Here is a 23,117-nt window from a genome sequence, read left to right as displayed (position 1 = left end):
CAACAACACTGAAAAGAGCGGGGATTGGCCTGCCCGTCGGCTTTCGGCCGCCGTCGGTTCAGTCGGTGTCCACCGTCCGCACCCCTCGCGCACCGATCATGCCCAGCGAGTCGACCGCGGCCGGGGACAGCTTCGTGTGCTCCAGGTCGGAGAGGGACATCCAGGCGACGGCGCAGGTGGAGTCGTCGGCCTTGGTGACCATGAGGGGGCCGGGCTTGAGAGCGACGACGTAGAAGAGCCCCACCAGATGCCAGCTCACCCCGAGCCGGTGCGCTGCATACGACCGCGCGTCCACCAGCTGTGCGTCGTGGAGTTCCAGGCCGGTCTCTTCGTACAGCTCGCGTTCCAGCGCCTCCCGTGGTTGCTCGCCCGGGTCGATTCCTCCACCGGGCAGATGCCACAACCCCGGTGTGAAGACCGGTGAGGCGTCCGACAGCTGCGTCAACAACAGGCTGTCCTGCGTGGCGGCGATGGCATACGCCGACACGCGCGGACGCACGTGTTCCCCCACTGTGCCCCTCCAGACACCGAGTTCCACGGCTCCGACCCGGCCGTACGGACAACCTATAGCCTGGTGACGCTTCAGCCCTTGGGAGTTGGGCTACGACTCAACTCGAACGCGCTGCACGAGCGCAGGGGCTGCCCGCACATCAAGGGCCTGGGCAGGCTCCGGCTCTCTCGCCCACAGCCTCATCTGCTGGAGACGTCTCAACCAGATCCGCTCATGATCGTGTATACGTGCTCTTACGCCACCTGCGGGATCTCGAACCACATGGCCTGTGGATGTTTGCAGGAGAGCAGGACTTGCGGCGGGTCGGTGATGCTTGGGAAGAGCGTTTGCTATGCCCTCAGATGCCGGGGATCACGTCGGCTCGGCTCGGGGGAGCCCGGGAACAGGGCAACGGGGGAGGGTTTCGCAGGTGGCCTGAGGCGAATGGGAACAGCTCGAAGGCGATGTGGCTGTGCGTGGCTCCGCACAGAGGAAATTTCGAGGGCAACATCAACCGCTCGGTCGATGCGTGGAGATCTGCCGACGATAGTGCCGTGGTGAGTCCGTCTCCACCATCAGCCGGAGTTCAGGTCCCCTGTCCGGGCCGCTGCGCCGAACCCGGACGGCGAGGAGTCGAACGCTTCTGAGAGGTCATGCGCCGTAGCTAGCGCTAAGGAAGCTTGCGGGCTCGTTGGCCTGCTCTCTGGAGGTAAAGAATGTACGAAATGGTTCTTTCGGCCCGAACCTCACACTCCGTGAATTACGGAGAACTCCTCGGTGGGGTGATCACCGCAATACTGGGATCCATGTTGGCGTTGAACATTCGAGGTTGCGCCGGAGTGGCTGCAGACTTCCTGGGGGATAAATTGCTCCCGGCATTTCATCGCAACGAACTTCTCTTGAGGGTTCCGGCTGCGTTCTTTGCGGTGCTGGGTTTCGTTTTGTTTTTGGTAAACCTGAAGATTATTTTCTTCGGGTTCTCCTGAGGTTGAACGGGTGGTGTCGTAGGGAGTGACGGCTGGCCGTTGGCTGCGGTGTCACCGAAGGCATGCGGTATCCACAAGAGGGCGGGCTGACCGCCGAACGGCATTATTTCGCGAAGAGGCTTCTGGCACCCGTGCCACCGGTTCTGTGATGAGCGGCAGCGCGGTCGAGCCAGCGTCTGGTCGGCCGAGGAGGGCTACTGCCCGAGGCCTTCCGCGCAGCGCTCTGATTCGCACAAGAGGGTGGGTCGAGTCGCGGCCTCGCGGTCAGACCTTGATGACGCGGATGCTGGGGCCGCAGAGCATCAGGAGGTCTTCGGGGTCCGATGTCAGGACGGTCGCTGGGGCTGGCGAGGTGAGTGCTGTGGCGGCCACGATGGCGTCGAGGGCGTACTTGTGGCCGTGCAGTCCGGCCGCGGCCAGGAGCTTGCTCGCATGGCGGGCGATGGCTTCGGTGGGCGGGATGATGTTCACGCGGGAGACTGCGTAGTCGAAGCGGGCCTGGTTGCCCCTGGGGTCGCGTGCTTCGACGAGGGTGACGGAGCTGGTGACGACGCGGATGTCTTCGGCTTCGGCCGCGGCCAGCCATTCGGTGATCTCGGGCGTGCGTCGCACCAGTTTGGACAGGCCTTCGCAGTCCAGGACGAGCGTGCCGCTCACGCGGCGTCCGCCGAGTCCGCGGCGTCGCCGCGGAGAATGGCGCGTTTGGCGTCGACCGCCGCCTGGTCGACCGGGCCGTGTTCGGTTTCCGCGTCTTCGATGAGCTCGCGCAGCCGGTCCCGTTCCAGTTGGCGCTGGATCAGGGTCTCGACGTAGGCGGACATGCCTCGTTTGCCCGTACGTGCCTTGAGGGCAGCGATGGTGCCTTCGTGGAGGGAGACCGATACGGGCCGGACGGGTCCTTCGCCGGGCGCCTGGGAGGTAGCCATGGGGCCGAGTTTAACAAAACTCTTGTTATTGAATGAGGGTGATTCCCCGAGCGAGTGTGTCGAAGTGACATCCATAGCTGCGCGGGTGTCGCGAACTTCCAGGTCAAGCGCCCATCGGCGAGGGATCCGGCAGGGACTTTTCAGGGACTTTCGCGTCTGTCCCAGGGCCGATCCAGGGACTTTCCGCCGTGCAAGCAGGGAAGGCCCTGACAGCGCTGAAAGATATAAATGCACTGGTCAGGGCCCATATCCTCAGCACTCGATGATGTTCACCGCGAGCCCGCCCCGCGCCGTCTCCTTGTACTTGACGCTCATGTCCGCGCCCGTCTCCTTCATGGTCTTGATTACCTTGTCGAGGGAGACCTTGTGGCTGCCGTCGCCGCGCAGCGCCATCTTCGCTGCCGTGACCGCCTTCACCGCCGCCATTCCGTTGCGCTCGATGCAGGGGATCTGGACGAGACCGCCGACCGGGTCGCAGGTCAGGCCCAGGTTGTGCTCCATGCCGATCTCGGCGGCGTTCTCCACCTGCTCGGGAGAGCCGCCCAGGACCTCGGCGAGGGCGCCCGCGGCCATGGAGCAGGCGGAGCCGACCTCGCCCTGGCAGCCGACCTCGGCGCCGGAGATGGAGGCGTTCTCCTTGAAGAGCATGCCTATGGCGCCGGCGGCCAGCAGGAAGCGGACGACACCGTCGTCCTTCTCGGCCTCGGTGCAGCCGCCGGCCGCGAAGTTCACCCAGTAGTGCAGGACGGCGGGGATGATGCCCGCCGCGCCGTTCGTCGGGGCGGTGACGACACGGCCCCCCGCGGCGTTCTCCTCGTTGACGGCCATCGCGTAGAGGGTGATCCACTCCATCGCGTGCGTCTGGGGGGCGCCCTCGGCACGCAGCTGCCTGGCCGTGTTCGCGGCGCGGCGGCGGACCTTCAGACCGCCCGGCAGGATGCCCTCGCGGGACATGCCGCGTGCGATGCAGGCCTGCATGACGCGCCAGATCTCCAGCAGGCCCGCCCGGACCTCGTCCTCGGTCCGCCAGGCCTTCTCGTTCTCCAGCATCAGGGAGGAGATGGACAGGCCGGTCTCCCGGGCGAGCCTCAGCAGCTCGTCGCCGGTGCGGAAGGGGTGCTTCAGGACGGTGTCGTCAGGGACGATCGGGTCCTCGCCGGCCACGGCGTCCTCGTCGACGACGAAGCCGCCGCCCACCGAGTAGTAGGTCTTCTCCAGAAGCGGCGCACCGGCACGGTCGTACGCGAAGACCGTCATCCCGTTGGCGTGGTAGGGCAGCGCCTTGCGCCGGTGCAGGACCAGCTGCTCGTCGGGGTCGAAGGGGACGTCGTGCATGCCGAGGAGGCTGATGCTGCGCGAGGCGCGGATCTCCTCGACGCGGGCGTCCGCGCCTTCGACGTCCACCGTGCGGGGCGACTCGCCCTCCAGGCCGAGCAGGACGGCCTTGGGTGTGCCGTGCCCGTGGCCGGTCGCGCCGAGCGAGCCGTAGAGCTCCGCCCGGATCGAGGCGGTGTGGGCCAGCAGGCCCTCGTTCTTGAGGCGGCGGGCGAACATGCGGGCCGCGCGCATCGGGCCGACCGTGTGGGAACTGGACGGGCCGATACCGACCGAGAAGAGGTCGAAGACCGAGAGGGCCACGGGGGTACTCCTAAGGCGTTGGTGGACGACGTTGTCCGCCGGGTGGTGCGGGGACGGGCCGGGTGGGCCCGGGAGCGCGGGGCAAAGGGGTGGGGGCACCGGGCTCACTGTGTTCAGTGTGCGCGGTGCCCCCACCCTGCGTGCAAACTGCGGGTTACTTCTTGACGCCGGGGTACAGCGGGAACTTCTCGGCCAGCGCGATGACCCGGGCCTTGAGGGCGTCGGTGTCGTACGCGGGCTTCAGAGCGGCCGCGATGATCTCGGCGACCTCGGTGAAGTCCTCGGCCTGGAAGCCGCGGGTGGCCAGGGCCGGCGTACCGATCCGCAGGCCCGAGGTGACCATCGGGGGCCGCGGGTCGTTCGGGACGGCGTTCCGGTTGACCGTGATGCCCAGCTCGTGGAGCCGGTCCTCGGCCTGCTGGCCGTCGAGCTCGGAGTTGCGCAGGTCCACCAGGACCAGGTGGACGTCCGTGCCGCCGGAGAGGACGGACACGCCCACCTCGGTGACGTCCGGCTGCACCAGGCGCTCGGCGAGGATGCGGGCGCCGTCCAGGGTGCGCTGCTGGCGCTCCTTGAAGTCGTCGGTCGCCGCGACCTTGAAGGAGACGGCCTTGGCCGCGATCACGTGCTCCAGCGGGCCGCCCTGCTGACCGGGGAAGACCGCCGAGTTGATCTTCTTCGCGAGCTCCTGCGTCGACAGGATCACGCCACCGCGCGGACCACCGAGGGTCTTGTGCGTGGTCGTGGTGACGACGTGGGCGTGCGGCACCGGGTTGGGGTGCAGACCCGCGGCGACCAGACCCGCGAAGTGCGCCATGTCGACCATCAGGTAGGCGCCGACCTCGTCCGCGATGCGGCGGAACGCGGCGAAGTCCAGCTGACGGGGGTAGGCGGACCAGCCGGCCACGATGAGCTTCGGCTTCGACTCCTTGGCGAGGCGCTCGACCTCGGCCATGTCCACGACGCCGGTGTCGTCGACGTGGTACGGGACCACGTTGTAGAGCTTCCCGGAGAAGTTGATCTTCATGCCGTGGGTCAGGTGGCCGCCGTGGGCCAGGTTGAGACCCATGATCGTCTCGCCCGGCTTCAGCAGCGCGAACATCGCGGCGGCGTTGGCCTGAGCCCCGGAGTGCGGCTGGACGTTCGCGGCCTCGGCGCCGAAGAGCGCCTTGACGCGGTCGATCGCGATCTGCTCGACCACGTCGACGTGCTCGCAGCCACCGTAGTAGCGGCGGCCGGGATAGCCCTCGGCGTACTTGTTGGTGAGGACGGAGCCCTGCGCCTCCATGACCGCGACCGGAGCGAAGTTCTCCGAAGCGATCATCTCGAGGGTGGACTGCTGGCGGTGGAGCTCGGCGTCGACGGCGGCGGCGACGTCCGGGTCCAGCTCGTGGAGGGAGGAGTTGAGAAGCGACATCAGTTAAGTCCCTAAGGTCTCAGTTGCCGGAGAACGCGGTGTACTCGTCGGCGGAGAGCAGGTCCTCCGGCTCCTCCGCGACACGTACCTTGAACAGCCAGCCGCCCTCGAAGGGGGCGGAGTTCACCAGCGACGGGTCGTCCACGACGTCCTGGTTGGCCGCGGTCACCTCGCCGGTCACCGGCGAGTACAGGTCGCTGACCGACTTGGTCGACTCCAGCTCACCGCAGGTCTCGCCCGCGGTCACCGTGTCACCGACCTCCGGGAGCTGGGCGTAGACGACGTCGCCGAGCGCGTTGGCCGCGTACTCGGTGATGCCGATCGTCGCCACGCCGTCCTCGAGGGCGGACAGCCACTCGTGCTCCTTGCTGTACCGCAGCTGCTGGGGGTTGCTCATGACCTGAATTCTCCTGTACGCGGGGGAGTGCTGATGAACGGTGGTCTTACGGTGTGAGACACGAATGCGTCACGTGCGCGGCGTGTCGCGTACGGCGTCACTTGCGGCGCTTGTAGAACGGCAGCGCCACGACCTCGTACGGCTCGTGCGTGCCCCGGATGTCGATCCCGACACCCTCGGTGCCGGGTGCGGCGTGCGCCGCGTCCACGTACGCCATGGCGATCGGCTTGCCCAGCGTGGGCGAGGGGGCACCGGAGGTGACCTCGCCGACGACCTCCCCGCCGACGACGACGGAGAAGCCCGCGCGCGGAACCCGGCGGCCCTCGGCGATCAGGCCGACGAGCTTGCGCGGCGGGGCCGCCTCCGCACGGTCCGCGGCGGCGGACAGCGCCTCGCGGCCGACGAAGTCGCCCTCCTTCTCGAACTTCACGACCCTGCCCAGACCCGCGTCGAAGGGTGTCAGCGCGGTGGTCAGCTCGTGCCCGTACAGCGGCATGCCCGCCTCCAGGCGGAGCGTGTCGCGGCAGGAGAGCCCGCAGGGGATCAGGCCGTACGGCGCGCCGGCCTCGGTCAGGGCCTTCCACAGCTGCTCGGCGTGGCCGGGGGCTACGAAGAGCTCGAAACCGTCCTCGCCGGTGTAGCCCGTACGGGCGATCAGTGCCGGGACACCGGCGACCGTTCCGGGGAGCCCGGCGTAGTACTTCAGTCCGTCCAGATCGGCGTCCGTGACCGACTTCAGTACGGCAGGGGAGTCGGGACCCTGGACGGCGATCAGCGCGTACGCGTCACGGTCGTCCCGCACCTCGGCGTCGAAGCCGTCGGCGCGGGCGGTGAGGGTGTCCAGGACGAGCTGGGCGTTGCCGGCGTTGGCCACCACCATGTACTCGGTGTCCGCCAGGCGGTAGACGATCAGGTCGTCCAGAATCCCGCCGTCCTGCGCGACGATCATCGTGTAGCGGGCCCGGCCCTCGCCGACCGTCGCGATGTTGCCGACCAGCGCGTAGCTCAGGAAGGCCGCGGCCTGCGGGCCCGTGACGGTGATCTCGCCCATGTGTGACAGGTCGAAGAGGCCGGCCCGGGTGCGCACGGCGTTGTGCTCGTCGCGCTCGCTGGCGTACCGCAGCGGCATGTCCCAGCCGGCGAAGTCGGTCATGGTGGCGCCCAGCGACCGGTGAAGGGCGTCGAGGGCGGTGAGGCGGGGGGCGGTGCTCGGGGCAGTGCTCATGGACATGGCTCCAGGGCATGACGACAGAGGGTTGATCCCTCCCCATCTGTCATCGGAACCTGAGAGGTTCGCCGAAAGCCCCTGAAAGGGTCCTGACGGGGGCACCCCGGCAGGGTCGGCTTGCACCTTGGGTGGAGCCGCGCAGCGGCCCGCTTTTCAGATATGCCTCATCCACGCGGTACGGGGCCTGAGAGATTCAAGGGAGGAACTTGCTCCTTCGGCGCCCGGCGCACACGGTGTCCGGGACTCTCCCGCGCGGACTCAAACGGCCGGTATGCAGTTGGCGGGGTCATCATCGCACGCATTGGAGGAGAGTGGGGCGTCCCGGCCGCACCGGTGCCGGGCCCGACACGTGCGGACGGAAACGGTTGTGCCGCATTGCCTTTTCTTTACACTTCTGGGGCAGGTCGGTGGGTGACTCGGCAGGGGGAAGGCGATGACGTTGCAGCGTTACGCGACTACCGCGGGGGCGGCGAGCGGTGCGATGCCCCAGCAGCCGGGCGTCCCCGCCCGGGAGACGACGGGGGGACACGCTCCAGCGGTGCGTGATCTACGGGGCGGAGGCGGCCGCGGTCCGGACGGCCTGGACTTCGCGGCGGGTGACGTGGTGGTGGTCTCCGGGCTCCCCGGCAGCGGGAAGTCCACGCTGATCCGGCGCGCGGTCCAGGAGCACGCGATCGACTCCCAGGAAACCCGGGACCGCTGGGCGGCCGTCCTGCCCGGCTTACTCCCGTACGCGGTCTACCGGCCCCTGGTGCGCGCCGCGCACTACGCCGGGCTGTGGCGGGCCCTGCGGTCGGGCGTATCGGTCGTCGTGCACGACTGCGGCACGCAGGCCTGGGTGCGGCGCTGGCTGGCGCGTGAGGCCCGGCGCAGGGGCAGCGCCCTCCACCTCCTCCTGCTCGACGTCACCCCCGGGGTGGCCAGACAGGGACAGCGTGAGCGGGGGCGCGGCGTGTCCGGCTACGCGTTCGCCAGGCACAGGCGTGCGGTCGGCCGGCTGCTGCGGGACACCGAGAGCGGTCTGCTGCCGCCGGGATGCTCCTCGGCGGTGCTGATCGACCGGGAGACGGCGGCCGCGATCGGGCGGATCTCGTTCCCGGAGGCGCGGCCGCCGGGGGAGTAGTTCCGTCCGGGAGGCCCGGGCGGCGGTGCGGCGGGCGTCACCGTTCGCATACGCACAGTTCGCGCCTCGATGGCCGGCTGTCCGGAATCTGGACGGTCCGGCGTGCCCGGCCGCGGCTCCCGCCTGCGGCACTGCCCTCATGGCGCGAGCCGGTCTAAGGTTTCTGCCGCACAGCATGGCGAGAAAGGGACCAGAACACGTGGACATTCCGGCTCAGGCGCAGGCACCGTCGTATCCGTCCCAGGGATGGCCGGCCAACGAGTTCGAGGAAGTGCTCAGCGCCTCGCTCGGCGTACCGGGAGCCGGTGCGCGGCTGGTGGAGGTGCTCGGCCGCAGCCACGTCTGGGTGCCCCTGCCGAACGGCGGCGGCCCCGACAGCGCGGACCTCGACCTGCCGACGGTCGACATCGACGGCGGCGCGTACGTCCCCGTGTTCAGCTCCGAGGTGCAGTTCCTCCAGTGCGTCGGCGCCCATCTCTCCTTCACCGTCGCGCCCGCACGCGAGTTCGCCCGCGGACTGCCCCCGCAGCTCGGTATCGCCGTCAACCCGGGCGGTGCCGTGGGGGTGCCCCTGCCTCCCCCCGCCGTCGCCGAGCTCTGCCGGGCCGGCCGCACCCCGCTGGACGGCCTCGCGAGCGGTGGCCGGGTGCGGCTGTACGAACCGGACTGGAAGGAGGAGCCCGTGGACTTCCTCTCCGCGGTGTCCGCCGAGTTCCAGGAGACCGGTGTGGTGGGCACCGCGCGCCGGGCGCTGGCCAGCATCGAGGGCGACAGCCCGGTGCTCTTCGTCGGCGTCGAGTTCGCCGTACGGGAGGCCGCGGGGCAGAGCGCGCCGATGGACGCCCTGGGGCGCGCGCTGGGCCGGGTCCAGGTGCCCTGGCCGGTCAACCTCCTCCTGCTCGACGTGGCGCAGGACCCGGTCGGCGACTGGATGCTGGAGAAGGTGAGCCCGTTCTACCGGCGTGACGGGCACTGAGGGGTACGAGCCCTCCTGCCACTTGGCGTGGAGCCGGTGTCGGGGGCGGCGCCTAAGCTGGTTGGATGACGAGGCCGCCCCGTGTGCCCGGGAGTGGCGCGACAAGCACCGTGAAGCATGCGGAACGAAGAGGGGCGGGACCCAGGGTGAGTGCGTCAGGCATGGGGGCGGCCGATGGGGAGGAGCCGAGAGCTCGGGGAGAGGTCGAGCACATGCTTCGCCAGGTGACCCCCGGGCGCGTCGACGCCTACGAGGCGCTGCTGCGGTCCCTGGCGGACGGCCAGGTCTGGATGCTGCTCTGGCACGGCACGGCGGGATCCCCCGAAGCCCAGTACGGCAACATGGAGGTCGACGGCCTGGGTTACGCCCCGTGCGTGACGTCGGCCCAGGAGCTCTCGGCCAGCGGGTGGGCCAGGGCCCACGAGGTCACCACGGGCCGCGACATCGCCCGCGCCCTCTTCCCCGACCGCTGGGGTATCTGGCTGAACCCGCACGCCCCCGGCGGAGGCGTCGGCATTCCCTGGCTGGACCTGCGCCGCATCGCCACCGGCCTCGACCGGATGCCGGCGGGGCCGCTGAGGCTCTCCGAACCCGCCATCCAGATCCCGCAGTTCTACGCACTGCTGTCGCAGAACGCCCACCGCACCCCGGCCGTCCGCGCGCTGCGCCGCGCCTGGGTGCAGCCCGCGCTCGGTGTTCCGTACCTCGCGATCGGGCTCGACCTCTACGACACCGGCCGACCGTCCGTCGACGCGGTTCGCGCGATGATGCGGCAGTCGATCGGGGTGGTCCCCGACGGACTGCCCGTCTCCACGGTCTCGCTGTCCGACGAGTACGACCCGGTCGCCATGTGGCTGAACGCCAACGCCAGGCCGTTCTACGACCGCGAGGCGCACGCCCCGGCCCCCGCGGCTCCCGGCTACGGATACCCGCCGGCGACCGGTACGGCCCCGCAGGCGTACTGAGGGGGCGTCAGCCGCCACCGAACGCCGAGGGGTGATCGGTCATCAGTTCAGCGCTATTGGGCTTCATGTCCGTTATTGCAGAATAGTTACCGAGACGTCCGCTGAGAAAGCACAGCTGTCCGGATAACGGAAGCCCCTAGGCAGCATCACGTTTGAGCAAACATTCCCCGTCAGGTCTGGCGGGTGATCGCAAAGTGGTTGAAGACTCCCTACAGCAGGTCCTCCATGCCCGGAGAAGCCCTCTTTCAAACAGGGGTAGTTCGGTCGTGCATGGTCACATCTGTCATGTTTTGTAAGAGCCGCTACAGCGGCGGTCACAGGCCGGCCACCGTCGGCCGAGAGGGGTCTCCAGCGCAATGACGGCACCGATCGAGACCACCGGGGCGGACGTGCGGCCCGAAACGGTGCTGGAAGGCGCCGGGAGCAAGGAGATCGAGGGTCGTTCGCTCGGCCGCATCGCCTGGACCCGCTTCAAGCGGGACAAGGCGGCGATGGCCGGTGGCATCGTTGTCGTGCTGCTGATCCTCACGGCGGTGCTGTCCAAGCCGCTCCAGTCGCTCCTCGGGCTCGACCCCAACGCGTTCAACCAGAGCCTGGTCGACCCCGTGATGCTGGCGCCCAAGGGCGCCCTCGGGGGCATCAGCTGGGACCACCCCCTCGGAGTCGAACCGCAGACCGGGCGAGACATCCTGGCGCGCATCCTCGAAGGCTCCTGGGTCTCCCTCGTGGTGGCCGTCGGCTCCACGCTGCTCTCCGTCGTCATCGGCGTCGTGATGGGCGTCGTGGCCGGGTTCTACGGCGGCTGGGTGGACAGCTTCATCAGCCGGATGATGGACACCTTCCTCGCCTTCCCGCTGCTGCTCTTCGCGATCTCCATCTCCGCCTCCCTGCAGGGTGAAGCGTTCGGAATGCAGGGGCTCACGCTGCGGATCGCGGTCCTGATCTTCGTGATCGGCTTCTTCAGCTGGCCCTACATCGGCCGCATCGTCCGCGCGCAGACCCTGTCGCTGCGTGAGCGCGAGTTCGTCGAGGCCGCCAGGTCGCTGGGCGCACGCGGCCCGTTCATCCTGTTCCGCGAACTGCTGCCCAACCTGATCGCGCCGATCCTCGTGTACGCGACGCTGCTGATCCCCACGAACATCCTCTTCGAGGCCTCGCTGTCCTTCCTCGGTGTCGGGATCGCGCCGCCGCAGGCGTCATGGGGCGGCATGCTCACGCAGGCGGTCGACCTCTACGAGGTGGACCCGATGTTCATGGTCATCCCCGGCATGGCGATCTTCATCACCGTGCTGGCCTTCAATCTGCTGGGGGACGGGCTGCGCGACGCACTCGACCCTCGTGGCAAGTAATCGCGGCAGTGCCGCACCGGACTAGCGAGGGGGCTTTCCTCAGCATGCAGAACAGAAAGACAGCAGCGGCCATAGCCGTGGCCGTGGCGGTATCGCTCGGCGCATCGGCGTGCAGCGGCAGCGACTCGGGCGGTGACAGCAACGGCGGTGGGGGCAACGCCAAGGCTGACGCCGCGATGTCGGGCATCGTCAACGCGACCGACAAGAAGGGGGGGACGGTCACGTACGAGCACTCCAGCGGGCCGGACTCCCTGGACCCGGGCAACACGTACTACGGCTGGGTGCAGAACTTCTCCCGCCTGTACGCCCGTTCCCTGGTCACCTTCAAGCCGGCCGCCGGCAAGGAGAGCCTGGAGGTCGTCCCCGACCTCGCCACGAGCCTCGGCAAGGCCAGCGACGACGCCAAGACCTGGACGTACACGCTCCGCAAGGGCGTGAAGTTCGAGGACGGCACCGAGATCACCTCGAAGGACGTCAAGTACGCCGTCGAGCGCTCCAACTTCGCGCCGGAGGCACTCTCCAACGGCCCGACGTACTTCAAGGCGTACCTCGAGGGCGGCGACAAGTACAAGGGTCCGTACAAGGACAAGTCGGCCGAGGGCCTCAAGTCCATCGAGACGCCGGACGACCACACGATCGTCTTCAAGCTGAACAAGCCGTTCGCGGACATGGACTACCTCGCGGCCTTCTCGCAGACCGCTCCGGTCCCGCAGAAGTCCGACACGGGCGCCAGCTACGTCCAGAAGATGGTCTCCTCGGGTCCGTACAAGTTCTCGGCGTACGACGAGAGCAAGGGCGCGACCCTCGTCCGCAACCCGGAGTGGGACCCGAAGACGGACCCGATCCGCAAGGCCCTGCCGGACAAGGTCGAGCTGAAGCTGAACGTCAACCCCACCACGGTCGACGACCACCTCCTCAACGACGTGAGCACCGCGGACATCGCCGGTACGGGTCTGCAGTCCAAGACCCAGCCGAAGGTCCTGGTCAAGGCCGCGGAGAAGGCGAAGACGGACAACCCGTACGCCGGTGCCCTGCAGTACATGGCGCTGAACGTCAAGGTGAAGCCGTTCGACAACATCGACTGCCGCAAGGCCGTGCAGTACGCCGTCGACAAGCAGAGCCTGATCGACTCGATCGGTGGCTCGGTCAAGGGCGACCCGGCCAGCACGGTCATCCCGCCCACCGTCGCCGGTTACAAGAAGTTCGACCTGTACCCGACCGAGGGCAGCAAGGGTGACGTCGCCAAGGCGAAGGAGCACCTGACCAAGTGCGGTAAGCCCAAGGGCTTCAAGACCACGCTGACCGCGCGCTCGGACCGTCCCGACGAGATCACCGCCGCCACGCAGCTCCAGGGCAGCCTGAAGGCGATCGGTATCACCGCCGAGATCAAGCAGTTCCCGTCGGACAAGTACTTCACGGACTTCGCCGGTGTCCCGGAGTGGGTCCACAAGAACAACGCGGGCATGATGATGATGCAGTGGGGCGCCGACTGGCCGACCGGCTTCGGCTTCCTGGACCAGATCGTGAACGGCTCGGCCATCAAGCCTTCCGGTGGCACGAACCTCATGGAGCTGGACGACAAGGGCGTCAACGAGGCCCTCGTCAACGGCATCGGCACGGTGGACACCACGAAGCGCAACGCCACGTGGGGCGAGGTCGACCAGAAGGTTATGGAGAGCGCTTCGCTCGTTCCCCTCGTCTACCGCAAGAACCTGCTCTACCGCCCGGACTCCGCGGCGAACGTCACGGTCACGGACGCGTACCTCGGCATGTACGACTACGTGCTGATGACGTCCACCAAGTAACACCTGTTCATCGACAGCATCCCTTGAAAGGCAGGTGAAGGCGCCGGGCCGGCGGGCGTACCCCGTCCGCCCGCCCGGCGCCGCACGGCTGTGGCTGCGTACATCATTCGACGCGTATTCGCCGCGGTGTTGCTGCTGCTGGTGGTCAGCGCAGTCACGTTCGCGATCTTCTTCCTCGTGCCCCGTCTCGGCGGGCAGACACTCGACTCGATGGCCGCCCAGTACGTGGGCAAGAGCCCCGACCCGGACGTCATCGCCGCGGTCAAGAAGAACCTGGGGCTCGACCAGCCCCTGTACCTCCAGTACTGGAACTTCGTCAAGGGCATCGTCGTCGGCGCCGAGTACCAGTTCGGCCCCGACCCCGTCACGTGCAACGCCCCGTGCTTCGGGTACTCCTTCAAGACCCACACCGAGATCTGGCCGCAGCTCGTGGACCGGGTCCCGGTCACGCTGTCGCTGGCCGTCGGTGCCGCCGTCATCTGGGTCATCTCCGGTGTGGCGATCGGCGTCCTCTCGGCGCTGAAGCGGGGATCGTTCTTCGACCGCGTCTCGATGGGCGTCGCTCTCGCCGGCGTCTCGCTCCCGATGTTCTTCACCGGTCTCGTCGTCCTGGCGCTGTTCGGCAACGGGGAGTACGTCCCGTTCGCCGACGATCCGCTCGCGTGGGCGAGCAGCCTGGTCCTGCCCTGGTGCACACTCGCCCTGCTGTACTCCGCGCTCTACGCCCGGCTCACCCGGGCGGGGATGCTGGAGACGATGGGTGAGGACTACATCAGAACCGCGCGGGCCAAGGGCCTCAAGGAACGCAAGGTGGTCGTCAAACACGGGCTGCGCTCGGCGCTCACCCCGCTCGTCACGATCTTCGGCATGGACTTCGCGCTGCTGCTCGGCGGCGCGGTCATCACCGAACGGGTCTTCTCCTTCCAGGGGCTGGGTGCCTTCGCCATCCAGGGCGTGACCACCGCCGACCTGCCCAAGGTGATGGGCGTGACCCTGGTCGCCGCCTTCTTCATCGTCATCTGCAACCTGCTGGTGGACCTCGTGTACGCCGCGATCGACCCCCGGGTGAGGCTCTCATGAGCGACGCAATCAAGAAGGACTCCCCGGCAGCGGACGCCATCCCGGCCCCGCGTTCGGGTGACGACAAGGAATTCCTGTCCGTACGCAACCTCAGCGTGCACTTCGACACCGACGACGGTCTGGTCAAGTCCGTCGACGGCGTCAGCTTCGACCTGAAGGCCGGCCAGACCCTCGGCATCGTCGGCGAGTCGGGCTCCGGCAAGTCCGTGACCTCACTGGGGATCATGGGTCTGCACACCTCGGAGCGAGCCCGCATCGGCGGTGAGATCTGGCTCGACGGCGAGGAGCTCATCGGCGCCGGTCCCGAGCGTGTGCGCAAGCTCCGCGGCCAGAAGATGGCCATGATCTTCCAGGACCCGCTGTCCGCCCTGCACCCGTACTACAGCATCGGCGCGCAGATCGTGGAGGCCCACCGGGTCCACAACAAGGTCGACAAGAAGACCGCGAAGAAGCGCGCGGTCGAGATGCTCGACCGCGTGGGCATCCCGGAGCCGCACCGGCGGTACGAGGACTACCCGCACCAGTTCTCCGGCGGTATGCGCCAGCGCGCGATGATCGCGATGGCCCTGGTCAACAACCCGCAGCTGCTCATCGCCGACGAGCCGACGACCGCCCTCGACGTCACCGTCCAGGCGCAGATCCTCGACCTCATCCGCGACCTGCAGAAGGAGTTCGGCTCCGCGGTCGTCATGATCACCCACGACCTCGGCGTCGTCGCCGAGATCGCCGACAACCTGCTCGTGATGTACGCGGGACGCTGCATCGAGCGCGGCAGCGCCGAGAAGGTGTTCTACGAGCCCCAGCACCCCTACACCTGGGGCCTGCTCGGCTCGATGCCCCGCATCGACCGCGAGCAGACCGACCGGCTCATCCCGGTCAAGGGCTCGCCGCCCAGCCTCATCAACGTCCCCTCGGGCTGCGCCTTCCACCCGCGCTGCCCGTACGCCGACGTCCCGCCGGACAACATCACCCGCACCGAGCGCCCGGAGCTGCAGCAGGTCAGCGACGGGCACCACTCCGCGTGCCACATGTCGCGTGAGCAGCGCGACCGGATCTGGACCGAAGAGATTGCGCCGAAGCTGTGACTGATCTGAACAAGAAGGCTCCCGCGTCCGCCGCGGCCGGGTCGGACGGGTCCGGGTCCGAGCCGCTCCTCAAGGTCGACGGACTGGTCAAGCACTTCCCCATCACCAAGGGTGTGCTGAAGCGCAAGGTCGGTGCGGTCCAGGCCGTGGACGGTCTCACCTTCGACGTGCGCCCCGGGGAGACCCTCGGCGTCGTCGGCGAGTCGGGCTGCGGCAAGTCGACCATGGGCCGGCTCGTGACCCGGCTCCTGGAGCCGACCGGTGGCAAGGTCGAGTTCCAGGGCCGCGACATCACCCACATGTCCGCGGGGCGGCTGCGGCCGATGCGCCGTGACATCCAGATGATCTTCCAGGACCCGTACGGCTCGCTGAACCCGCGCCACACGGTCGGCGGGATCGTCGGAACCCCCTTCCGGCTCCAGGGCGTCAAGCCCGAGGGCGGGGTGAAGGCTGAGGTCCAGCGCCTGCTGGAGCTGGTGGGGCTCAACCCCGAGCACTACAACCGCTATCCGCACGAGTTCTCGGGCGGCCAGCGCCAGCGCATCGGCATCGCGCGGGCGCTCGCGCTGAAGCCGAAGCTCGTGGTCGCGGACGAGCCGGTATCGGCGCTGGACGTGTCGATCCAGGCACAGGTGGTGAACCTGCTGGACGACCTCCAGGAGGAGCTCGGGCTCACGTACATGATCATCGCGCACGACCTGTCGGTCATCCGGCACGTCTCGGACCGGATCGCGGTCATGTACCTCGGCAAGATCGTCGAGCTCGCGGACCGCGACTCGCTGTACAAGGCGCCCATGCACCCGTACACCACGGCCCTGATGTCCGCCGTGCCGGTGCCCGACCCCCGCCGGCGCGGTGCCAAGAGCGAGCGCATCCTGCTCAAGGGCGATGTGCCGTCGCCGATCTCGCCGCCGACCGGCTGCCGCTTCCACACCCGGTGCTGGAAGGCGACGCAGGTCTGCAAGACGACCGAGCCGCCGCTGCTCCAGCTGAAGACCGGGCACCAGGTGGCGTGCCACCACCCGGAGAACGGTGAGGACCAGGCGCCGGGGGACGCGCCGCTCGTCGCGGACGTCATCACGGTGAAGTCCGTGGTCGTCGAGGAGCCGGCCGCGCCCGCCGCCTCGGAGGAGCGGGCCGAGACGGCTGCTGAGCCGGTCGGGCCCGACCGGGCCCCGGACGCGTCGCAGGACGTGGCCTCGGACGAGCCGGTGAAGCCCGCCGCGCCCGCTGACGACGACGGCAAGGCTTCCGCCGCGCCCGCCGCCGCCGAGGGCAAGGCTTCCGCCGCACCGTCCACGGGTGCGGAGGACGAGCCCAAGGAGTAGGACCGGCACAATTGCCCGGTGCTCAACGAACTCTTCACCCCCTCCGTCCAGCATGCCCTCGACATCGTCGGAATCTTCGTCTTCGCGATCTCGGGCGCCCTGCTCGCCGTACGCAAGAACTTCGATGTCTTCGGCATCGCGGTCCTCGCCGAGGTGACAGCGCTGGGCGGAGGGATCTTCCGTGACGTCATGATCGGCGCGATCCCCCCGGCCGCCTTCACCGATCTCGGCTACTTCCTGACGCCGCTGATCGCCGCCGGCCTGGTCTTCTTCCTGCACCCGCACGTGGAGCGGATCCAGGTCGGCGTCAACGTGTTCGACGCGGCGGGGCTGGGCCTCTTCTGCGTGGCGGGCACGATCAAGGCCTACGAATACGGCCTCGGCCTCACCTCGTCCGCCGCCCTCGGACTGGCGACCGCGGTGGGCGGCGGTGTGCTGCGTGACGTCCTGGCCAACGAGGTGCCCTCGCTGCTGCGCTGGGACCGGGATCTGTACGCCGTGCCCGCGGTCGTCGGGGCCGTGATGGTGGTGCTCTGCATCCGATTCGAGGTGCTCAACGCCTACACGAGCGGCGCCGCCGTGGTCACGGCGTTCGTCCTCCGCTTGCTGGCGATGCGCTTCCACTGGCGGGCACCGCGCGCCTACAACAGGCGCTCGGCGAGGGCGGAGGAGAGCCCGTCCGTCATCTGACGGCAACAAAAGCTACCGCTCAGTAATAGGATCGGTGTACCGTGCGGTCCATGGCACAGGCAGCAACTCAGGAGTCGTGCGCGGTAAGCGCGGCACAGGCGACCATCGGTGACAGCGAGTTCGACCGCGACACCGCCGTCACCCTCCGCGAGGAGGGCGTCTACGACGCGGAACTCTCTGCGGGCTGGACGATCATCCGCGCCGTCAACGGCGGCTATCTGCTCGCCATGCTCGGCCGCGCACTCGGCGAGGCGCTCCCGCACTCCGACCCCTTCTCGGTCTCCGCGCACTACCTCACGGCCTCCGTCCCCGGGCCCGCCGTGATCCGCACCCAGGTCGTCCGCACCGGCCGCACCCTCTCCACCGGCGAGGCATCCCTCTTCCAGTTCGCGGAGGACGGCACGGAGGTCGAACGCATCCGCGTGCTGGCCACCTATGGGGACCTGGACGGCCTGACCGGCGAGATCCGCACATCGGCGGAGCCGCCCGCCATCCCGCCCCTCGAGCAGTGCCTCGGAACGAGCGACGGGGCGCCGGTGATCCCCGGCAGCTCCGCGATCACCGAACGGCTGGACATCAAGCTCGACCCGGCGACGGTCGGCTGGGCCGTCGGCGCGCCGTCCGGCAAAGGCGAGATGCGGGGCTGGTTCGGGCTCGCGGACGGCCGCGACGCGGACCCGCTCTCGCTGCTCCTCACCGTGGACGCCCTGCCGCCGACCTCCTTCGAGCTGGGTCTGAAGGGCTGGACGCCCACCATCGAGCTCACCACTCACATCCGCTGCCGCCCGGCCCCGGGCCCGCTCCGCGTCTCCATCACCACCCGCAACCTGGCCGGCGGCTTCCTGGAGGAGGACGCGGACGTCTGGGACAGCGCCGACCGTCTCGTCGCGCAGTCCCGCCAACTGGCCCGCGCCCCGCGCTGAGCCCCGCCTATCGCCCGCCCCGCCCCGCCTATCGCCTGCTCCGCCGCCTCCGGCCGCGCCGCGCCCATCGGGGCCGCGGTCGCGGTCACGGGGCCGTACGCAGAAAACGCGTGAGGGCCGCAGTGAGTTCGGCAGGTGTGTCCTCCTGGACGAGATGTCCCGCCCCGTCGATCAGCCGCAGCTCGGCACCAGGGATCAGCTCGGCCAGTTCATGGCCGCGGGCGACCGGGATCCAGGTGTCCTCCGTGCCCCAGCAGATCAGCACGGGCAGATCCAGCTCCCCGTAGCGGTGCTGGATCTCGTCGGTGAAGCGCTGGTCGTTCTGGGCGATCTGCCGGTAGAAGGCGGGCTGCCCGGCCTCGGTGCACCAGGGGGCGACCAGCCTCTCCAGCACCGCCGGGCGCAGCCCCTGGTGACTCGCGGAGCTCACGTACTCGGTCACCAGCGCCCGGTGCAGGTCCGGCGGCAGCCCGCCGAAGACCTCGGCCTGCCCGCCGAGCAGCCGGTAGGCGGGTGAACCCCACGGGGCCAGCGCGACCGGGTCGACGAGGGCCATGCGCTCGTAGCGGACGCCGTGCAGGAGGTGGGCCCGCAGGGCCACGCAGCCCCCGAAGTCGTGGGCGGCCACGGCTGGTTCCTCCAGCCCCCAGTGCTCGAGGAGCTCGGTGAGGACCCAGGCCTGGGCGCGCAGCGAGACGTCCTGGCCGGCGTACTGCGCGGAGGCGCCGTAGCCCGGCAGGTCCCACACGTGGACGCGGTGGTCCTGTGCAAGGCCCCGGGCGATGCCCCGCCACACGTACGAGGCGAAGGGTGTGCCGTGCACCAGGACGACGGGCGGCGCCTGTTCGGGGCCGAGCACGGCCCAGCGCACTTCGCCCGAGGAGCTGAGGAAGGTCCGGTCGAGTCTCCAGTCGCTCATGGCGCCGAGCCTACGGTCTGTCCAGCCAGTGGGTCCGGCCCAGCGTGACCAGGCGCAACCTGCGCCGTGCCACCCGCACGACCTCCTGCTCGCCCTCCGAACCGGCGTCCAGCAGGGCCGAGGCCGTGAGCACCATGTGGTCGACGTACAGCCCGCCCAGCATCAGCAGGTCGTCCCGGTCCCAGCCCGCGGACTCCGGCTCGGAGCCGAGGACGTCGGCGACCTCCTGTGCGAAGCCGCGCAGCTGTGCGGCGATGGCCTCGCGGACCTGCCCGACGCCGCCGTGCTGCTCACGGGCGATGAAGCGGAAGTGGGCCGGCTGCGCCGTGACGTGACGCGCTATCAGTCCGACGCTCCGGTCCAGCCTCTCCTCGCTGTCCCCGGTGTCGGCCAGGATCGCGCCGATCATGCCGTGCAGGCTCCCCAGGGTCTCCTCGACGAGGGCGACGCCCAGTGCCGCCGTGCCGTCGAAGTGGCGGTAGAAGGCGGTCGGAGTCACGCCCGCGACCCGCGTCACCTCGCGCAGCCCCAGGCTGCTCAGGCTCTGGTGCTCCAGCAGCTCCAGGGCGGCGTCGAGCAGTGCCTGGCGCGTCCTCAGCTTCTGGGCCTGGCGGATGCCGATGGTGTGACTCATGCCATTCAGTAAACAACCGTTCTCCGAACGTCGGAAGGGGTGGAGGGTCTAGACTCAGGAGTCAGTGAACAGTTGTGCTCTCAAAGCTCACAGAAAGGCCGGACATGCTCGTCCTCGTCGCCGCCCTGCTCCTGCTGGGGGTCGTCCTCGGGGCGGTCGCGCACCTTCCGCTCCCCGTGGTCCTGACCGCCGCGGCCGTCATCGGTCTCTGGCTGGCGGTCTTCGGTGTCCGTGAACGCCTCTCCCACCGCACCCGCTGACGAAGGAGCCGCACCATGACACTCACCTCGGCACGCACCGCGACCTCCGCACGCACCGCGCCGCGCGAGGACCGTCCCGCCGCCCGGGAGGCGGACGGGCTCGCCGTCGCCTCGTTCGTGCTCGGCCTGCTCGGCCTGCTGGTGATGAACATCCTGCTCGGCCCGGTCGCCATCGTCATGGCGATCGTCGCCCTCGCCCGCTCCACCACCCGCCGGGGCCGCGCCTTCCTCGGGCTGGCCCTCGGCGTCGCCGACCTGGTGGTCCTCGCCGTCCTGGTCACGGGCAACGGCACCGTCTCCTGGAGCCTCGCCGGCTGACCTCGCGCCACGGCCGGTGCGGGGCTAAGCGCGCACCGACCGCCAGATCCGTTCCGGCAGGATGCGCGCGGACTCGTCGAGGTCGACGTCCTCGATGCCCGACAGCGACCGGCGGGCGACAGCCACGACGGGGCCCAGGATCAGGGACTCGATCAGCGGCGGCGGGAGCGGTGCGAGCTCCCCGGAGTCGATGCCCTGCCGTATCCACAGGCCCATCTCGGAAACCCTGGCCTCCTGGGCGTCACGGAACTCCCTGCCCCGCGCCATGCTCCTGCGGTCGGCGAGCGGGGAATGCAGGAGCATGGCGGGTCCGCGGTGCTCCTGGACGAAGCCCAGGTAGGCCCCCACGGCACCGGTGATGCCCGCACGCGCCGTTCCGGCGTTCCGCAGGGCTTCGGTCAGTTCGCCCAGCAGTCGCTCCAGCCAGCGGTGGCCGAGGGCGCCGATCAGGCCGTCGAGGCTGCCGAAGTGGTGGTAGAGGCTGCCCAGGCTCACGCCGCTCGCCCGGGTGACGGCGTTGACCGTGAGGCCCTGCTCGCCCGACTCGACGAACACGCGCAGTGCGGCGTCCAGGAGCAGATCGGAAGTGACTTCGCCGCGGTGCTGCTTGGGGCTCATCGAGGGGCCGTCCCTGTGGTTCGTGAGGCGGGTCTCTTCCGCGGTGAATTTCTGGAGTGTTTTTCTAGAATATGCCTCCATTGCCAGTATCCACTGGTCAGACTTCCTCCGGTACGGAAAAGGTGTGTCACGGGGAGTCGGTGTGGGTGTGTTGGACCTGACGGGCAGTGGAGCCAAGCCGCTGGGAGCGGACGATCCACGGCAGATCGGCGGGATCCCGCTCGCGGGCCGGCTCGGCTCCGGCGGCATGGGGCGCGTGTACCTCGGCGTCCACGAAGGGCGGTACGTCGCCGTCAAGCAGGTGCTGCCCTCGATCGCGGGTGAGGACCAGGACTTCGTCCGCCGGTTCGGGCACGAGCTGGACAACCTCGCCAAGCTGCCCGCGGAGGCCACCGCCCCGCTGATCGCCAGCGACCGCGACGCGCGGCCCCCCTGGCTCGCCACCGCGTACGTCCCCGGGCTCACGCTCAGCGAGGCCCTCGCGCTGCACAAGGGCCCGCTGCCCGCGGAGACCGTGTGGCTGCTGCTGCGGGAGGCCGCCCAGGGCCTGGTCCCGGTGCACGCCCTCGGTATGGTGCACCGCGACCTCAAGCCGTCCAACGTCATGATGACGGCCGAGGGCGCGACGGTCATCGACTTCGGCGTGGCCCGGGCCACCGAGCAGAGCCGGCTGACCATGAGCGGCATGGTGGTCGGGACCCCGGCGTACATGGCTCCCGAGCAAGCCACGACGCAGCGCGACCTGACCGGTGCCGCGGATGTGTTCGCGCTGGGTTCGGTCATCGCCTACGCGGCCTGCGGCAGCCCGCCCTTCGGCGAGGAGTCCGGTCCGGCCGTGCTCTACCGCATCGTGCACGAGAAGCCCGCCCTCGAAGCGGTGAGGTCGCTCGACCCCGCACTCGCCGAGGTCGTCATCGCCTGCCTCGACAAGGACACCGGCGCCCGTCCCACAGCGTCCGAGCTGGTACGGATCGCCACGGAGCACGGGCCGTTCACCGCTCCGCTGTGGCCGGACTCCATCCGCGGGAACCTCGCGGAGAAGGCCGCCTTCGCGGCACACGTCCAGAAGATCGAACTGCCGCCGCCCGTCTCCGTGGAGACCCTGAGGCTGGGGCAGAAGGCCCGCCCGAAGCGTGAGCGCCGGCGGCGCACACGCGTGTTCTTCGCCGTCGTGCCGGTGGTCGTGGCCGTGGGCGGGGCCACGCTCGCCTTCCAGCTGCTGCCGTACACCTTCGGTGCGGACGACCACGCGGCCGGCGGGCCGTCGGCCACGGCCTCGGCTCCGGCCTCGCCCGGGGTCGCCTCCTCAGTTGCGAGCCCGTCCGGCTCGGCGTCACCGGAGAAGTCGCCGACCGGCAGGGAGAAGGACAAGGACGAGGAGAAGGGCGGGGAGGCTGACGAGGGGGAAGGGGGTTCGGACGACGCCTCCGTGCCGGCCCAGGGGGCCGATGACGCGGGGGGTGGCTCCCAGGACGGCTCCGGTGGTTCCGGCACGTCCGGCGGCTCCAGCACCTCGGGCGGGTCCACCACCTCCGGAGGGTCCACTGCTTCCGGAGGGTCCAGCTCCGGGGGGACCGCACCCTCCGGGAACAACCGCTATCGCAACGGCGGCAACGGCAAGTGTCTCGTCGACGCCCACAACGGCTACCCGACCACCGGCGACTGCGACGGGTCGGGGTCCGTCTGGGGCATCCGGGCCGTGTCCGGCGGATCCTTCCAACTCGTCCACGAGTCGGGCAGGACGTGCCTCAGCGCGGGCGCCGGAGGGATCCTGCTGCTCTCGTGCAACGAGGACGCGTCACGTCGCTGGCGCGCGGGGTCGGGAAGCACCCTTGTGAGCGTCGGCACCGGGGGCTGCCTCGGAGCGGATAACGGCCGCCTCGTGGCCGGCATGTGCTCGGGAGCGGCGTCCCAGCGCTGGACGACCCTCTGAGGAGCGCTGCCGGGCGCTTCGAGGGCGCC

General features: G+C 69.4%; 24 protein-coding genes and 1 riboswitch. Of the genes, 14 read left to right on the top strand and 10 right to left on the bottom strand.

Features of this window, described 5'->3' with window-relative positions:
* Window positions 1-58: 58 nt before the first annotated feature.
* Complete coding sequence (locus JOC24_RS26915; protein ID WP_307792762.1) at window positions 59-487, bottom strand: NUDIX hydrolase; 429 nt, start codon at window positions 485-487, stop codon at window positions 59-61.
* An 809-nt stretch (window positions 488-1,296) separates the two neighbouring features.
* On the opposite strand from JOC24_RS26915, the gene JOC24_RS26910 reads away from it, so the two are divergent.
* Window positions 1,297-1,476, top strand: coding sequence for a hypothetical protein (locus tag JOC24_RS26910; protein ID WP_239581025.1), 180 nt, complete (start codon window positions 1,297-1,299; stop codon window positions 1,474-1,476).
* Window positions 1,477-1,740: 264 nt separating this feature from the next.
* On the opposite strand, the gene JOC24_RS26905 is transcribed toward JOC24_RS26910, so the two are convergent.
* The 6 genes from JOC24_RS26905 to gcvT form a co-directional block, all read right to left on the bottom strand.
* Window positions 1,741-2,133 carry a type II toxin-antitoxin system VapC family toxin gene (locus JOC24_RS26905; RefSeq protein WP_205022985.1) on the bottom strand — a complete coding sequence of 131 codons (393 nt, stop codon included), beginning with the start codon at window positions 2,131-2,133 and terminating at the stop codon, window positions 1,741-1,743.
* The gene (locus JOC24_RS26900; protein WP_205022984.1) at window positions 2,130-2,402 is read right to left on the bottom strand and encodes a hypothetical protein; all 273 of its coding nucleotides are present in this window, start codon (window positions 2,400-2,402) and stop codon (window positions 2,130-2,132) included. Before JOC24_RS26900 ends, JOC24_RS26905 begins: the two co-directional genes overlap by 4 nt.
* A gap of 252 nt (window positions 2,403-2,654) precedes the next feature.
* Window positions 2,655-4,040 carry an L-serine ammonia-lyase gene (locus tag JOC24_RS26895; protein WP_205022983.1) on the bottom strand — a complete coding sequence of 462 codons (1,386 nt, stop codon included), beginning with the start codon at window positions 4,038-4,040 and terminating at the stop codon, window positions 2,655-2,657.
* Between the two features lie 154 nt (window positions 4,041-4,194).
* Window positions 4,195-5,457: a serine hydroxymethyltransferase gene (gene glyA / locus JOC24_RS26890; protein ID WP_205022982.1), complete on the bottom strand. Its 1,263-nt coding sequence runs from the start codon at window positions 5,455-5,457 to the stop codon at window positions 4,195-4,197.
* Between the two features lie 19 nt (window positions 5,458-5,476).
* Window positions 5,477-5,854, bottom strand: coding sequence for a glycine cleavage system protein GcvH (gene gcvH, locus JOC24_RS26885; RefSeq protein WP_205022981.1), 378 nt, complete (start codon window positions 5,852-5,854; stop codon window positions 5,477-5,479).
* Window positions 5,855-5,951: 97 nt separating this feature from the next.
* Window positions 5,952-7,079, bottom strand: a complete 1,128-nt coding sequence (gene gcvT / locus JOC24_RS26880; protein WP_205022980.1) for a glycine cleavage system aminomethyltransferase GcvT — start codon at window positions 7,077-7,079, stop codon at window positions 5,952-5,954.
* A 166-nt stretch (window positions 7,080-7,245) separates the two neighbouring features.
* A riboswitch (glycine riboswitch) is annotated at window positions 7,246-7,343 on the bottom strand.
* 172 nt (window positions 7,344-7,515) lie between these two features.
* On the opposite strand from gcvT, the gene JOC24_RS26875 reads away from it, so the two are divergent.
* The 10 genes from JOC24_RS26875 to JOC24_RS26830 all read left to right on the top strand — a co-directional run bounded on the left by JOC24_RS26875 (window position 7,516) and on the right by JOC24_RS26830 (window position 18,406).
* Window positions 7,516-8,205, top strand: coding sequence for an AAA family ATPase (locus JOC24_RS26875; protein ID WP_205022979.1), 690 nt, complete (start codon window positions 7,516-7,518; stop codon window positions 8,203-8,205).
* 199 nt (window positions 8,206-8,404) lie between these two features.
* Window positions 8,405-9,181 (top strand): enhanced serine sensitivity protein SseB, encoded by a 777-nt coding sequence (locus JOC24_RS26870; protein WP_205022978.1) that lies wholly within the window; start codon window positions 8,405-8,407, stop codon window positions 9,179-9,181.
* A gap of 146 nt (window positions 9,182-9,327) precedes the next feature.
* The gene (locus tag JOC24_RS26865; protein WP_374104527.1) at window positions 9,328-10,146 is read left to right on the top strand and encodes an enhanced serine sensitivity protein SseB C-terminal domain-containing protein; all 819 of its coding nucleotides are present in this window, start codon (window positions 9,328-9,330) and stop codon (window positions 10,144-10,146) included.
* Window positions 10,147-10,502: 356 nt separating this feature from the next.
* Entirely contained in the window at window positions 10,503-11,495 is a 993-nt protein-coding gene (locus JOC24_RS26860; protein WP_205022976.1) for an ABC transporter permease, read from the top strand.
* Between the two features lie 44 nt (window positions 11,496-11,539).
* The gene (locus tag JOC24_RS26855; protein ID WP_205022975.1) at window positions 11,540-13,300 is read left to right on the top strand and encodes an ABC transporter substrate-binding protein; all 1,761 of its coding nucleotides are present in this window, start codon (window positions 11,540-11,542) and stop codon (window positions 13,298-13,300) included.
* Window positions 13,301-13,390: 90 nt separating this feature from the next.
* Window positions 13,391-14,380, top strand: coding sequence for an ABC transporter permease (locus JOC24_RS26850; RefSeq protein WP_205022974.1), 990 nt, complete (start codon window positions 13,391-13,393; stop codon window positions 14,378-14,380).
* Complete coding sequence (locus tag JOC24_RS26845) at window positions 14,377-15,465, top strand: ABC transporter ATP-binding protein (protein ID WP_205022973.1); 1,089 nt, start codon at window positions 14,377-14,379, stop codon at window positions 15,463-15,465. The genes JOC24_RS26850 and JOC24_RS26845 overlap by 4 nt, the downstream gene beginning before the upstream one ends.
* Window positions 15,462-16,793: an ABC transporter ATP-binding protein gene (locus JOC24_RS26840; RefSeq protein WP_205022972.1), complete on the top strand. Its 1,332-nt coding sequence runs from the start codon at window positions 15,462-15,464 to the stop codon at window positions 16,791-16,793. The genes JOC24_RS26845 and JOC24_RS26840 overlap by 4 nt, the downstream gene beginning before the upstream one ends.
* An 18-nt stretch (window positions 16,794-16,811) precedes the next feature.
* Window positions 16,812-17,483, top strand: a complete 672-nt coding sequence (locus JOC24_RS26835; protein ID WP_205022971.1) for a trimeric intracellular cation channel family protein — start codon at window positions 16,812-16,814, stop codon at window positions 17,481-17,483.
* Window positions 17,484-17,533: 50 nt separating this feature from the next.
* Complete coding sequence (locus JOC24_RS26830; RefSeq protein ID WP_205022970.1) at window positions 17,534-18,406, top strand: thioesterase family protein; 873 nt, start codon at window positions 17,534-17,536, stop codon at window positions 18,404-18,406.
* Between the two features lie 85 nt (window positions 18,407-18,491).
* On the opposite strand, the gene JOC24_RS26825 is transcribed toward JOC24_RS26830, so the two are convergent.
* Both JOC24_RS26825 and JOC24_RS26820 read right to left on the bottom strand, forming a co-directional pair.
* Window positions 18,492-19,325, bottom strand: a complete 834-nt coding sequence (locus JOC24_RS26825; protein ID WP_205022969.1) for an alpha/beta fold hydrolase — start codon at window positions 19,323-19,325, stop codon at window positions 18,492-18,494.
* 10 nt (window positions 19,326-19,335) lie between these two features.
* A complete protein-coding gene (locus JOC24_RS26820) occupies window positions 19,336-19,959 on the bottom strand; it encodes a TetR family transcriptional regulator (RefSeq protein WP_205022968.1) in 624 nt (207 codons plus the stop codon).
* Between the two features lie 104 nt (window positions 19,960-20,063).
* Between JOC24_RS26820 and JOC24_RS26815 the strand changes: the two genes are divergently transcribed.
* Together JOC24_RS26815 and JOC24_RS26810 are read left to right on the top strand one after the other, a co-directional pair.
* Entirely contained in the window at window positions 20,064-20,219 is a 156-nt protein-coding gene (locus JOC24_RS26815) for a hypothetical protein (protein WP_205022967.1), read from the top strand.
* Window positions 20,220-20,234: 15 nt separating this feature from the next.
* Complete coding sequence (locus JOC24_RS26810; RefSeq protein WP_205022966.1) at window positions 20,235-20,537, top strand: DUF4190 domain-containing protein; 303 nt, start codon at window positions 20,235-20,237, stop codon at window positions 20,535-20,537.
* A gap of 24 nt (window positions 20,538-20,561) precedes the next feature.
* On the opposite strand, the gene JOC24_RS26805 is transcribed toward JOC24_RS26810, so the two are convergent.
* A complete protein-coding gene (locus tag JOC24_RS26805) occupies window positions 20,562-21,155 on the bottom strand; it encodes a TetR/AcrR family transcriptional regulator (RefSeq protein ID WP_205022965.1) in 594 nt (197 codons plus the stop codon).
* Window positions 21,156-21,303: 148 nt separating this feature from the next.
* Between JOC24_RS26805 and JOC24_RS26800 the strand changes: the two genes are divergently transcribed.
* Window positions 21,304-23,088 carry a serine/threonine-protein kinase gene (locus tag JOC24_RS26800; RefSeq protein WP_205023015.1) on the top strand — a complete coding sequence of 595 codons (1,785 nt, stop codon included), beginning with the start codon at window positions 21,304-21,306 and terminating at the stop codon, window positions 23,086-23,088.
* Window positions 23,089-23,117: the final 29 nt, after the last annotated feature.

It is taken from the genome of Streptomyces sp. HB132 (genome assembly GCF_016909575.1).
GTDB lineage: Bacteria > Actinomycetota > Actinomycetes > Streptomycetales > Streptomycetaceae > Streptomyces.
Note: the sequence above shows the minus strand (reverse complement) of the source record. Positions and strands in the feature narration are given on the sequence as shown.

What these genes read in the sequence shown, in the direction of transcription:
- JOC24_RS26820 (WP_205022968.1), bottom strand. Translation starts at nt 19,959, where the DNA reads ATGAGTCACACCATCGGCATCCGCCAGGCCCAGAAGCTGAGGACGCGC.
- JOC24_RS26810 (WP_205022966.1), top strand. Translation starts at nt 20,235, where the DNA reads ATGACACTCACCTCGGCACGCACCGCGACCTCCGCACGCACCGCGCCG.
- JOC24_RS26855 (WP_205022975.1), top strand. Translation starts at nt 11,540, where the DNA reads ATGCAGAACAGAAAGACAGCAGCGGCCATAGCCGTGGCCGTGGCGGTA.
- JOC24_RS26875 (WP_205022979.1), top strand. Translation starts at nt 7,516, where the DNA reads ATGACGTTGCAGCGTTACGCGACTACCGCGGGGGCGGCGAGCGGTGCG.
- JOC24_RS26910 (WP_239581025.1), top strand. Translation starts at nt 1,297, where the DNA reads ATGTTGGCGTTGAACATTCGAGGTTGCGCCGGAGTGGCTGCAGACTTC.
- JOC24_RS26845 (WP_205022973.1), top strand. Translation starts at nt 14,377, where the DNA reads ATGAGCGACGCAATCAAGAAGGACTCCCCGGCAGCGGACGCCATCCCG.
- JOC24_RS26825 (WP_205022969.1), bottom strand. Translation starts at nt 19,325, where the DNA reads ATGAGCGACTGGAGACTCGACCGGACCTTCCTCAGCTCCTCGGGCGAA.
- JOC24_RS26805 (WP_205022965.1), bottom strand. Translation starts at nt 21,155, where the DNA reads ATGAGCCCCAAGCAGCACCGCGGCGAAGTCACTTCCGATCTGCTCCTG.
- JOC24_RS26860 (WP_205022976.1), top strand. Translation starts at nt 10,503, where the DNA reads ATGACGGCACCGATCGAGACCACCGGGGCGGACGTGCGGCCCGAAACG.
- gcvT (WP_205022980.1), bottom strand. Translation starts at nt 7,079, where the DNA reads ATGAGCACTGCCCCGAGCACCGCCCCCCGCCTCACCGCCCTCGACGCC.
- JOC24_RS26830 (WP_205022970.1), top strand. Translation starts at nt 17,534, where the DNA reads ATGGCACAGGCAGCAACTCAGGAGTCGTGCGCGGTAAGCGCGGCACAG.
- JOC24_RS26815 (WP_205022967.1), top strand. Translation starts at nt 20,064, where the DNA reads ATGCTCGTCCTCGTCGCCGCCCTGCTCCTGCTGGGGGTCGTCCTCGGG.
- glyA (WP_205022982.1), bottom strand. Translation starts at nt 5,457, where the DNA reads ATGTCGCTTCTCAACTCCTCCCTCCACGAGCTGGACCCGGACGTCGCC.
- gcvH (WP_205022981.1), bottom strand. Translation starts at nt 5,854, where the DNA reads ATGAGCAACCCCCAGCAGCTGCGGTACAGCAAGGAGCACGAGTGGCTG.
- JOC24_RS26900 (WP_205022984.1), bottom strand. Translation starts at nt 2,402, where the DNA reads ATGGCTACCTCCCAGGCGCCCGGCGAAGGACCCGTCCGGCCCGTATCG.